Here is an 11,295-nt window from a genome sequence, read left to right as displayed (position 1 = left end):
TCACTTAAACGCTGTCATACGCAGCACAGCTTGCTTATTGACAAGCCTTGCGGTAACGCTGATGTCTAGCATACTATCATTGTAGATATATTGCGGTTTTTCACCAAGTAATTCATCTGATACTGTTGGGGAGTACGCCAACTCTTCAAATTTCGGTGCGTCTATCTCGATGAGGTTATTGTCCTGATCAACGGCAACAATATACGTTGTGAAGCCTGGGCTACCGTTGATGGCCGAATAATATAAGTGATCAACGCCAATGATAATATGGGTGACTGACTTGCAGCCACGAATGTGGCGGATTGGATGATCTTCTGGCACAGGAACGCGGATACCTTGAATATTGCGCGCCTCAGGAGACACTACGAGGTCAACGGGAGTCTCTCGCAATGTTGCTGGGTCAACGTCACGGATCGGGAATTTTTCATCGTCGAGCTTGTTTCTTTCGGGTCCATTATAGACGTGAGTACAACTTCCATGCGTAAGACACCAGCTGTTAATTTCGTAATGATAGCCCATGACACTTGTTTTCCCGGATGCTGGATCGATGCTGCCATTTGCTTGCATAGGGAATTGACCGTAACCATTTCGCAAATCATTGGTAATATCGTAATCTTCTGGTTTGATATTATGCCATTCCTCATTTTTTAGGTCTGGGTGTTCAATTCTCAACCTTCTTACGTGTGGCAGTCCAAACAAATGTCCGGCTTCGTGCATAATAACGCCAGAGTTGATGATATTCATATTGTCTGATCTTGTGACGATGTCTCGTGTGTGATATTGGGCGTAGGCGCCGAACTGACTGTTGTTGCATAAATGAGGTGGCAGGATAAAATAGCGAATCGCTGTACCGCCGAGGGAGGGGATTTTATTGGCTACTTCTCGTATCTTTTCGACAGGGGGGCAGGGCTTTTTTGTTTCTGGGTCAATTGGCTGTTCATGTTCATCCATTGGCATGGTTACTGCTTCATAAACGGTGCTCTTGGAGACGTCCATGGTGGTAGCTAGGATGTCTTCGGCTCTATCAAGCTCTGCTCTTGCGCGTTTGCTCACCTCAGCAACATGTTGTTCTGTTGTTGAGGAGTCGGTGATGATAACAGGTTGAATATCAGGCAGGCTAAATGGCCCCTGTGTCTCTAGTGGCTCAGCCGGCTGAACGGTTTCGGTTATTATTGCGGTTGCAGTTGCAGGTTGAGGTTTAGGGCTACGATGAGCTATATGGTTATAACCCACAAAGCCCGTCACTCCTCCTATTATCCCGCCTAGTATTACACATGGAACTCTTACTCGTAATGGCAGTTCTTTCGGTTTATCACTAGTCGACACGCTGCTCTTTTCGCTCATGGTGATACCAATTCTACAATATAATTTATAATTATGCAATAATATGGTACGAATTATAAGCAGACACTCCTTACCAAGTGGTATAATCCATACCAGGAGGTATCATGAATACATGCACAACAAAGAAGGAATGTGAAATCTGTCCGCTGCTCGTTGGTCAGACGGCGGCTGACGAGAACGTCATATTGCAAACCGAACGTTGGGTGGCGGTGCTTGATAGGAATCAGTGCTATTTGGGTAAGTCATTTATCACTCTGCGCCAGCACAAGAAAACATTGTCGGAGCTGGACGAGGCAGATTGGGCGGAGCTCCATCAGGTAATTCGTCAAATTGAACGGGCAGTCAAAGAAGCGTTTGGCGCCGACGTGTGTAACTGGGAATGCCTGATGAATAATGCAATTAAGGCCGGCCGGCCAACACACGTGCACTGGCATTTGTATCCGCGCTACCTTGGTGGTGCTACATTTGCCGGCGAGGATTTTCCTGATCCAAAATGGCCACGACACCTAGAGGATGCGGTGCATATAGTGAGCGACGAAACGTTTCGTGAAATTATGCAGGCGCTGCGTAGTCAGCTTACAAGAGATTAGTGCGCTCCGCTGTGAGTGATATAATGAATGTATGGCAATTGAGAGAATAGTCGATACCAGTCCGCACGATGATGATGCTGAGGAGCAGCGAATTGAAATCAGTCTGCGTCCGCAGAGCTTTAGTGAGTATGTTGGCCAGGAGCGGTTGAAGCGCAATTTGCGCTTGGCAATTGAAGCGGCAAAGAAGCGCGGCGAGCCGCTGGATCATGTGTTACTCTACGGCCCGCCAGGACTGGGTAAGACGACCATGGCGACGGTGATCGCTAACGAGATGGGTACGAATTTGCGCATTACCAGCGGCCCGGCCATTGAGAAAGCGGGTGATTTGGCGTCGATTTTGACCAATTTGGCAGACGGCGACATTTTGTTCATCGATGAAATTCATCGGCTCGGCCGGGCGGTGGAAGAGATTTTATATTCGGCCATGGAAGATTTCAAGCTGGATATCGTCATCGGCAAAGGGCCGGCGGCTCGGTCGATTCGGCTGGATCTGCCGCGGTTTACGGTGATTGGTGCGACGACGCGGACGGGTAGTCTGGCGGCACCGCTGCGCGATCGATTTGGGCATATTTATCGCTTGGAATTTTACGAACCAGAGGATATCGCTAAAATTGTGACGCGGAGTGCGGCTATTTTAGAGTCGTCGATTCGGCATGAAGCAGCAAGCTTATTATCGACGCGGGCCCGCTTGACGCCACGCATCGCCAACCGTCTACTCAAGCGCGTGCGCGACTATGCCGACGTCAACGGCGATGGCATAATTGATGTGAAAACAACAACAAGCGCCTTGGAAATGTTGGAAGTGGACGAGCTGGGCTTGGATCCGGCTGACCGTAATTTGCTACAATCAATCCTGGAAAACTATGGTGATAATCCGGTGGGGCTAACGACCATTGCTGCGCTGACTGGTGATGAAGCGACGACGATTGAGGATTTTTATGAGCCGTATCTGCTGCAAATTGGCTTCATTGAGCGTACACCGCGCGGCCGTCGGGTGACGCCAAAGGCGAAAAAACACATCAATATGCTATAATAACAGATATGAAAAAGAGAGTTTTGGCGATACATACCCCTGATAGTGTTGGGGAAATAATTACGGTGGCTGGCTGGGTGCATTCCCGGCGCGATCACGGCGGGCTGATTTTTATTGACCTACGCGATCATACCGGGTTGGTGCAGTTGGTGATTAATCCTGAGCAGGCGGAGGCGTTTCGTCTGGCGGAGAGCCTGCGCGATGAGTTTGTGATTCGTGCCAGCGGTGTGGTGACGGAGCGCGGCGAAGGTTTGAAAAATCCAAATATTACCAGTGGTAATGTAGAAATTGTGGTGGAAAATTTGGAAATTCTTAACCGTGCTGAGACCTTGCCAATCCAGCCGTTCGCCGAGGAAAACCAAGCGGGCGAGGACCTCCGTTTCAAATATCGTTACCTTGATCTGCGCCGCCAAAAGATGCAGCAGATGCTGAAAAAACGTGCTGAAATGTACCGACGAATACATCAATACATGGATGACCGCAGCTTCATTGAGATTCAGACACCGATTTTGGCAAATTCTAGCCCCGAGGGCGCGCGCGATTTTCTGATCCCCAGTCGTCTACAAGAAGGTAAGTTTTACGCTCTGCCGCAAGCACCGCAGCAGTTCAAGCAGCTATTGATGGTCGGCGGTGTGCCGCGATATTACCAGTTGGCGGCGTGTTTTCGCGATGAAGATCCTCGGGCTGATCGACTGTACGGTGAGTTTTACCAGCTGGATCTCGAGATGAGCTTCGTTGAAGGCGGCGAGGAGGTTCGCCAGGAGGTTGAGCCGCTGATACGGCAGCTCGCGACCGATTTTGCTGGCAAGAAATTGCTGGATTTGAGTGATCTGTCGGTAGGCGATGGCCAGCCGATTCCGCGTATTTCCTATCGCGACGCCATGGAAACGTATGGATCGGACAAGCCAGATTTGCGCTTTGGCATGGAGCTGATTGAGTTGACCGATGTATTCGCCAACACTGAATTTGGCGTGTTCAAAAACGCTGAGTGCATCAAGGCCATTTGCGTGAAGAACGGCGCCAGCCTCAGCCGCAAGCAAATCAAACAGTTTGAGGATATTGCTACAAGTGAGGGAGCGGGCGGTTTGCCTTACATTAAATATGTTAAAATAAAACACCCCGACGAGGCACAGGGATATGTAATCCCGATCACTAGTAGTGATTTTTATGGCTATGATGCGATTTCGCCAGTGGCAAAACACTTGTCAGACGAAGAACATAGATTACTTATAGATACAATGAAACCTGAAGACGGTGATGTTGTCTTCTTCGGCGCTGACACTCGCCCGGTCGTCAACGCCGTGCTTGGTCGCCTACGAAACGAATTTGCCACTCACTTCAACTTGAAAAAATCGGATGAGGTAGCCTTGGCTTGGATTATCGATTTTCCGTTCTATGAATGGGATGATCATGGCAAGAAGCTTGACTTTGGTCACAACCCATTTGGTATGCCAAAGGGCGGCCTAGAGGCGCTGGAATCGGCGAACACTGATGCTGAAAAACTGGCTATCGTGGCTGACCAGTTCGACATGGTGATGAACGGCTATGAAATCTGCTCTGGCGGTGTGCGCAACCACAACCCAGCGGTACTGTACAGAGTATTCGATCTGCTTGGCTTTAGCGAAAGTTACGTTGAGGAAAAATTTGGCGCCATGCTCAGCGCCTTCAAATACGGTGCGCCGCCGCACGCTGGCTGTGCCTTTGGTGTCGATCGCATCCTCATGGAACTCATTGACGAAACTAATGTCCGCGAGACCCTAGCCTTTCCAAAGAACGGCTCCGGCGTTGACGTGATGATGGATTCGCCATCAACGGTTGATCCAGCGCAGATAAAGGAATTGGGGCTGGAATAGTCCCCAAAGTAGGTAGCAGAGTGCTCAATTATGGCAATGTAGCTAGGAGTGGAGCTGTGTTATCTTGCTCTTCAATATCGTCTCTATTGCATCAAGCTCAGACTTTTTCTTTCGTACCATCGCAATCTTTTTATGCAATATATCAATAGCCGTATCGGGTGTAATCTGGCCGTCATTCCATTCCTTGATGTATTGCTTGATCTCCATCAGCGTAAAGCCTGCTGATTTAGCGAGGCGTATTTCCGTGAGGTACTCGAGTGCACTCTCGTCGTAGTCTGAATAACTGCGGCTTCCAGCAGGACGTTGTGTTACCGGTAAAATACCGAGTTTTGTATAGTAACGAATGGTATCAATAGAAACACCAGATTTTTTGGAAAGTTGATGAATTAGCATGGTAAAACCTCCCTCATCATTACCTATTGACTATAGAGTATACTCCATAGATTATACTACTATTATGAGTAGAAAAAAGTATAATTCAAATCATAAAGTAGTGTTAATTACTGGAGCATCCAGCGGTACCGGAAGAGCGACCGCCGAGCTGCTTTTGCAGAAAGGCCACATAGTGTACGGATTTGCTCGAAATAGTGAGGTGCTTCAAGAAATTAAAGGTCTTCGGCCAATACCGGGTGATATGAAAGATGAAAAATCACTTGAGGCTGCGGTAAAAAAGATTTGTGACGAGCAGGGAAGAATAGATGTACTTATCAATAATGCTGGCTATGGATTACTGGGGGCGGTAGAGGACGTTCCAATTGAACAGGCCCGCAGGCAGTTTGAGGTGAATGTATTTGGGTTGGCTAGGCTGACGCAGCTTGTGCTGCCTAGCATGAGAGAGGCGGGCTCGGGCTTGATTATTAATATGTCATCGGTTGGAGGCAGAGTGTATTTTCCGCTCGGTGCCTGGTATCATGCTTCAAAGCACGCTATCGAGGGGTTTTCCGATAGCTTGCGGCTAGAGCTGCAGGAATACAACATCAAGCTTGTGATAATTGAGCCTGGCTTGATTGCTACAAATTGCTACAAATTAGCTGAAGAGCCGCTTACTCGTTATTCGTCAAATGGGGCCTATAGCGGCGTGGCAAAGGCAATATCGCACAACTTATCTCAGTCATATAGGACCATGTCACCGCCTAGCGTGGTCGCGTATACAGTAGCGACAGTTATTGAGAGTAAGCATCCACGACGTCGGTATCTTGTTGGTAAATTGGCGAGAGTTCTCTTCTACGCACGGCATCTCTTGGGCGATGGCGTCTTTGAGCAAATAGCTAAAAAACAGACGAGGCAGTCGAAGTGATTTGCTGGCTATAGCTCGTGTCTGATATACTATGAATGGACGTTACAAACGATAATGTCCATCTAAAAAGCAGTATAACGAAGGGGGGCAAAGATGCTTTGGAGCTGGTAATGACAGCGATGCGACTATCGGTGATTGTTGAGGTTTGAGGCTAGTTATCGGTCAATCACCAGTGGTCGTACTAAGCTTTCTAAGCTTTAGGGCGGTCAATTACACGTTAGCCACGCTTTCGGTATTGACCGCATCTTGGTATGATCAAGTTTTGATATATAATGTATGATTGACACGAAGTTAGTGTAAAAGTAGCGTTGTATAGTAGTGATGGCAAGCGGGCGCTGCTGATGTATTATCCGCACGATGATGGTTTTGGCCTGCCGGGCGGGCACATTGACGCTGGCGAAACGCCTGACGTGGTATTAGAGCGGGAATTACGCGAGGAGCTGGGCGTTACAATTGATGCGACTCCAGCTGATTTTTATGTGCGCGATCCGCAGGGCAGTACCGCCAAAGACCATAAAATTATTCTTGGCTACACGGCCACGGTTGACGGTAACATTGAACTACCAGACCGAGCGTGTGGTGGCGGTGAGGAGCGCCTAGTCTGGTTGACGCGGACAGAAGTTGAAGCTACTGACAAGCTCGCGCCGGGTTATCGGGATTTTTTGTTGAAGTGGTGGCCCGATTGATGCATAGTGTATAAATTTGACCATATTTTTATAGTATGATATAAAATTCACACGATGCACGGGAAATTACGTCGCGTTACTGCCGAAGAATTTTACGCGGTAATAAAACAAGCTATGGCTGGTGATAGCAGGGAGTGTTTTTTGTCTGATTACTCACAGGTTAATTACGAAATGATGGTGACGGTTCTTATGTATAATGATCAGGCTGGGTTTGCTCTTGAGGGGGATAATTTGGCAAATATCTTTAGCTCAAGACAAAACCCTGTGAAACAGTCGCTAGACATTATGATGCCGTCGGTGTTATCTTTTGGAGTGACAAAATTAGATTGTTTTGGTGAGGATTTATGTCGTAAATACGCTAAGTACGGGTTCGCGGCAGTTGCTGTAACACGGTTTCTTGATGAATACGCCCCTCGTAATTGGGATTACGGGAAATTTGGCAGGCCCGCTGTATACTTTATGGCGCAAGCGCAAAAACTATCAAAGGGATCTCTCAATAATGTAACAGAGAGTGTACCGTATCTATCGTATGATGAGGCCTGGGCGTACCGGGAAAGATTACTCGGTGGCATTTGATACGCTATTGATTATAACTGAACGCCCAGCCACGCTGCCAATACATCACCGGCAAAGTACGCCAGTCCAGCGGCGACCGCCCCGAGGAGTAGGGTGATAGCAGCTTCTCGCCATGGTGATTGCTTGCCAACTTTGCCTTTGATGAAGCCAATTGCTAGGAAGGCAACCGCTGTTAGCGCGGAGCTGACATAAAACAGGGTGGTGCCTGGTACTTTTGAGACTGCAACGACGTCGACTAAATACGGCAACATCGGTATGCTACCGACTACAACGAAAGCTAGGAAGGTTATTGCACCAATGATCTTAGGGGATGCTCGCTTTTGGGTGTCGCGGGCTGATTCTTCGTGCTCGGCGCTGGCTGCCAGGTAAGCACTAGCGCCCATTGAAAATCCGTCAGCAATTAAATTTGCAATCCCCAAGATAAGGATGATCGCGCTGGAAATCCCGGCGCCAGCCGAAGCTGCCACGACGGCAAAGGTCGTGACTGTGCCGTCCACTGCACCGTAGACAAATTCTGAAATGTATCGTCTAAAAAATATTTTCATAACCGTGCCATTATAGCACAATTAGCCTTTGCGGGCCCCGTTCGCGTATACTAAAGCAATGAACATTGATGAATTCCAGGGACTGATCCATCAAAAAGGCCGCGAGCTCTACCGGCCAATGCCGTGGCGTGACCAGCCAACCCTGTACTATGTGCTGGTGAGTGAGCTGATGTTGCAACAAACGCAAGTTGCTCGCGTCTTGGCGAAGTTTACAGAGTTTACCACAGAGTTTCCGGACATTGAGTCGCTGGCAGCGGCCGAGCTGACCGAGGTGCTCCGCGCGTGGCAGGGGCTGGGCTATAACCGCCGCGCTCGATACCTCCACCAAACAGCGCGAGCCATCGCTGGTGGTGCTCTGGCGGCCACCCTTCATGACCTTGTCCAGCTGCCGGGCATTGGCGTCAATACTGCTGGTGCTATCATGAACTATACTTACCAAGTACCAACGCCGTTCATTGAGACCAATATTCGCACCGTCTATCTCAATCATTTCTTTGTGGACCAGACGGCGGTAGCGGATCGTGACATACTGCCCATCGTCGAGCAGACGATGGACCAGGCAAATCCGCGCCAGTGGTTTTGGGCACTGATGGACTATGGTAGTGAGCTCAAATCTCAGGGAAAGGGTAAATTGTCCACCAGTCGTCATTACACCAAGCAATCACAATTCACCGGCAGTCTCCGCCAGATGCGCGGTGAGATTTTGCGTCGATACGTTGACGGTCAGTCGCTGGCCGAAATCACCGCCGAGCTACAGGATGATCCGCGATTTGCGGCGGCACTGGATGGTCTGCGACGGGACGGCCTCATTGCTGCAAAGTGACAGAATAGAGCGCTAAGCTATTGACATTTCAAACTGCCTATGCTATCATAGCCACAGTCAATACGACAAACATAAACAGTAACAAAGGAAAGGTATGGAAGACATGCAAACAGTTATTATACTGATGACCGTAGTGATTATTATTCACTCGGTGACGATTATCGTCTTGTTCGGTGTAATAATTTCACTGCTGACGAAGCTCAAGCGCCTCGTCAACCAAGCTGAAGCGGCGGTGTCTAACATCGCTCAAGCGACTGAGTGGCTGTCTCCAGTAAAATTATTTACTGAAGTCGTGCAACTCTTTCGCAAAAAATAGTCAATCTGTTCCATATATTAATTTAATAGAAACAAACAAGGAGATATATATGAAAAAAGCATTAACAGTTCTCGGCGCCGCAGCGGCTGGTTTCGCGGCTGGTATTTTGACCGCACCAAAAAGTGGTAAGGAAACTCGCGCTGACATCAAGAAAAAAGCTGGCGAGCTAAAAACTGCCACTGTCAAGACCGCCAAAAAAGCCCAAGCTGCCGCCAAAGATAGCGCTGAAGCGGTCAAGGCAGGCGCTCAAAAAGTTGGCGATGTCGTTACTGGAACCGCTCGTACCGTCAAGGCCGATACCGAGAAGCATTTCAAGAAGTCGTAGTAGCAGTTTGACCTAAACGCAAAAACGCGAGATAATAAAAAAGATGAAACATCTTCGTAGTCTCGCGTTTTTTGTGTGCGGTATTAGCCTGGCCGCCGTAATGATACGGTCGGGTATTGCTGTAGCACAGACTGCACCAAGTTCGCCGCCGCTCCATCTGATCCGCAGTCAGTGTCAGTCCATTCGTTCAACATTGCAGCGGATTCAGCATAACGATGCCTTGCTGCGGGTTAACGCCGGCCAAGCATACAACACGATATCGACTAATCTCATCGCCAAACTAAATAGCCGCTTGGCTCTAGCGCAGATCGATAGCTCGCGGATGGTGATGATCGCTCGTGACTACGAGGAGGCCCGCAAGGCGTTTGCTCAGCAGTACAATGAGTATGAGTCCAATTTGACGGCGCTGGTCAGGACAGATTGTGCCGACAAACCGGGCGAGTTTTATGCACAGCTGATCAAGACGCGCGACGCACGTCGACAGGTCAGTGAGTCGGTGACGACGATGAGTAAACTGGCAGCGGATTATCGTGTGGCGGTGGAACAGCTCAAGGTAAAGCTATTGAGCGGAGGTAGTCGTGGATAAGTTCAAGCGACTCGGTCGCCGGATGGCCAGGTTAATTATACAGCATAAGCTACCGACGATGGTAGTTAGCGTGATCGTGGTGTCGATCGTGCTCGTTGGTATTTCGATGCACTTGTATTACTCGTCAGACGCTTTCCGAGTGGACTTGAGTCGGCCGGACTATGTACCGTATCGAGCGCAGATTGATAATTCCAATAATCATAATCGAGACATGTTTGAGGCGCAGGGTGAGGTGACGGGCAAAGTGCTGGATGATTTTCTACAAAAATATAAGCAAGAAGAAAAGAAAGCTGATGGTGCGCGGGCGTTTGCTAGCGATGTGTTGAGCGATGATCAGCTGGGCGTCAGTGGTAGTGGCAATGGCGCGGGCGGTACGACGACACAGGGTCAAGACGGTTCGTCAGAGTGAGTTATGATTACTTTTTATGCGTTATCGCTGTTGGGATGACAGCTAGCTCGATCTCTTGTTTTTCAAATTCTTTGAGGAGCCGGCGGCGCATCTCTGAGGTAACCGCCCATTGATCTGATGGCTGAACCTTACCAGCAACAATCAATTCAACTGATCGACCAGTGATATCGCCGACGGAGACAAATTTTGGCGGTTCAATAATTTTCTTGTCCCAAGATTTTTCCTTGCTCAATTGCTGGCCGGTCTCGTTGATGATATCAGCGGCGCGGCTAATGTCGGTGCTTGGATCGAGCTGCAAGGTAAAGCGCGACATGCTATACCCCATCGTTTTGTTGATGACATGCTGGATGGTGCCATTTGGTAAGTAGTGCACATTACCGTCAGCATCGCGGAGCACGGTTGACCTGGTACCGACGCGCTCGACAGTGCCGCTCGCACCCATGACGTCAACGATGTCGCCGACGCGATATTGATTTTCAGCGATGATAAAGATGCCGGCCAGAAAATCTTTGACAAGTGACTGCGCACCAAATCCGAGCGCGACGCCAATGATGCCGGCGCTGGCAAACAGTGGCGACAAGTCGAAGTAGAATAACTTACTGGCGACCATGGCGGCGATATAGGCAATGATAGTGATGCGCCAAAAACTACGGATCAGCTGTGTTAGGGTATTTTCACGCTTTTCGATATCTTTGCGGTGCCATGAGCGGTGCTTGGCGGTGGAGTGGATCGCGTAGCGAATTGCCCAAGTAATGAAGATGCGGCCAAGATAATAAACGATAACCGCGCCAATGACGATACTGACCGTTTCAACCATCCGCTCGCTTACCAGCCAGCCTAGTCCATGCTCGGTCATCCATTCATCAAAGCGCGACGAATTTAACAGTTGTTTGATAAGCGTATCCATCATGA

At 49.0% G+C, this 11,295-nt stretch carries 15 protein-coding genes; 11 read left to right on the top strand and 4 right to left on the bottom strand.

Annotation, left to right across the window (positions count from 1 at the left end; translation table 11 throughout):
- Window positions 1-1,344 carry a hypothetical protein gene (locus tag FBF27_03745; protein ID QJU09501.1) on the bottom strand — a complete coding sequence of 448 codons (1,344 nt, stop codon included), beginning with the start codon at window positions 1,342-1,344 and terminating at the stop codon, window positions 1-3.
- 104 nt (window positions 1,345-1,448) lie between these two features.
- Here FBF27_03745 and FBF27_03740 point away from each other — a divergent pair, with 104 nt between their 5' ends.
- Genes FBF27_03740 through aspS form a run of 3 tightly spaced genes read left to right on the top strand, consistent with a single transcriptional unit; the run spans window position 1,449 to window position 4,820 of the window.
- A complete protein-coding gene (locus FBF27_03740) occupies window positions 1,449-1,934 on the top strand; it encodes an HIT family protein (protein ID QJU09500.1) in 486 nt (161 codons plus the stop codon).
- Between the two features lie 31 nt (window positions 1,935-1,965).
- Window positions 1,966-2,967 carry a Holliday junction branch migration DNA helicase RuvB gene (ruvB, locus tag FBF27_03735; protein ID QJU09499.1) on the top strand — a complete coding sequence of 334 codons (1,002 nt, stop codon included), beginning with the start codon at window positions 1,966-1,968 and terminating at the stop codon, window positions 2,965-2,967.
- An 8-nt stretch (window positions 2,968-2,975) separates the two neighbouring features.
- Window positions 2,976-4,820: an aspartate--tRNA ligase gene (gene aspS, locus FBF27_03730; GenBank protein ID QJU09498.1), complete on the top strand. Its 1,845-nt coding sequence runs from the start codon at window positions 2,976-2,978 to the stop codon at window positions 4,818-4,820.
- 42 nt (window positions 4,821-4,862) lie between these two features.
- On the opposite strand, the gene FBF27_03725 is transcribed toward aspS, so the two are convergent.
- The gene (locus FBF27_03725; GenBank protein ID QJU09497.1) at window positions 4,863-5,213 is read right to left on the bottom strand and encodes a MerR family transcriptional regulator; all 351 of its coding nucleotides are present in this window, start codon (window positions 5,211-5,213) and stop codon (window positions 4,863-4,865) included.
- Window positions 5,214-5,277: 64 nt separating this feature from the next.
- On the opposite strand from FBF27_03725, the gene FBF27_03720 reads away from it, so the two are divergent.
- From FBF27_03720 to FBF27_03710, 3 genes are all read left to right on the top strand, one after another.
- The gene (locus FBF27_03720; protein ID QJU09496.1) at window positions 5,278-6,117 is read left to right on the top strand and encodes an SDR family NAD(P)-dependent oxidoreductase; all 840 of its coding nucleotides are present in this window, start codon (window positions 5,278-5,280) and stop codon (window positions 6,115-6,117) included.
- 308 nt (window positions 6,118-6,425) lie between these two features.
- Window positions 6,426-6,803, top strand: a complete 378-nt coding sequence (locus FBF27_03715) for an NUDIX hydrolase (GenBank protein ID QJU09495.1) — start codon at window positions 6,426-6,428, stop codon at window positions 6,801-6,803.
- A gap of 54 nt (window positions 6,804-6,857) precedes the next feature.
- On the top strand, window positions 6,858-7,379 hold the full coding sequence (locus tag FBF27_03710; GenBank protein QJU09494.1) for a hypothetical protein: 522 nt from the start codon (window positions 6,858-6,860) through the stop codon (window positions 7,377-7,379).
- An 11-nt stretch (window positions 7,380-7,390) separates the two neighbouring features.
- On the opposite strand, the gene FBF27_03705 is transcribed toward FBF27_03710, so the two are convergent.
- The gene (locus FBF27_03705; GenBank protein ID QJU09493.1) at window positions 7,391-7,924 is read right to left on the bottom strand and encodes a hypothetical protein; all 534 of its coding nucleotides are present in this window, start codon (window positions 7,922-7,924) and stop codon (window positions 7,391-7,393) included.
- A gap of 58 nt (window positions 7,925-7,982) precedes the next feature.
- Here FBF27_03705 and FBF27_03700 point away from each other — a divergent pair, with 58 nt between their 5' ends.
- From FBF27_03700 to FBF27_03680, 5 genes are all read left to right on the top strand, one after another.
- Window positions 7,983-8,747: an A/G-specific adenine glycosylase gene (locus FBF27_03700; GenBank protein ID QJU09492.1), complete on the top strand. Its 765-nt coding sequence runs from the start codon at window positions 7,983-7,985 to the stop codon at window positions 8,745-8,747.
- A 94-nt stretch (window positions 8,748-8,841) separates the two neighbouring features.
- Window positions 8,842-9,063, top strand: a complete 222-nt coding sequence (locus tag FBF27_03695; GenBank protein QJU09491.1) for a hypothetical protein — start codon at window positions 8,842-8,844, stop codon at window positions 9,061-9,063.
- A gap of 49 nt (window positions 9,064-9,112) precedes the next feature.
- A complete protein-coding gene (locus FBF27_03690) occupies window positions 9,113-9,388 on the top strand; it encodes a hypothetical protein (protein QJU09490.1) in 276 nt (91 codons plus the stop codon).
- A 43-nt stretch (window positions 9,389-9,431) separates the two neighbouring features.
- The gene (locus FBF27_03685; GenBank protein QJU09489.1) at window positions 9,432-9,974 is read left to right on the top strand and encodes a hypothetical protein; all 543 of its coding nucleotides are present in this window, start codon (window positions 9,432-9,434) and stop codon (window positions 9,972-9,974) included.
- The gene (locus FBF27_03680) at window positions 9,967-10,383 is read left to right on the top strand and encodes a hypothetical protein (protein ID QJU09488.1); all 417 of its coding nucleotides are present in this window, start codon (window positions 9,967-9,969) and stop codon (window positions 10,381-10,383) included. Before FBF27_03685 ends, FBF27_03680 begins: the two co-directional genes overlap by 8 nt.
- Window positions 10,384-10,390: 7 nt before the next feature.
- Here FBF27_03680 and FBF27_03675 read toward each other — a convergent pair whose 3' ends face one another.
- Window positions 10,391-11,293, bottom strand: coding sequence for a mechanosensitive ion channel family protein (locus FBF27_03675; protein ID QJU09487.1), 903 nt, complete (start codon window positions 11,291-11,293; stop codon window positions 10,391-10,393).
- Window positions 11,294-11,295 lie beyond the last annotated feature (2 nt).

The sequence above is a fragment of the Candidatus Saccharibacteria bacterium oral taxon 488 genome (genome assembly GCA_013100805.1).
GTDB lineage: Bacteria > Patescibacteriota > Saccharimonadia > Saccharimonadales > Saccharimonadaceae > Nanosynbacter.
Note: the sequence above shows the minus strand (reverse complement) of the source record. Positions and strands in the feature narration are given on the sequence as shown.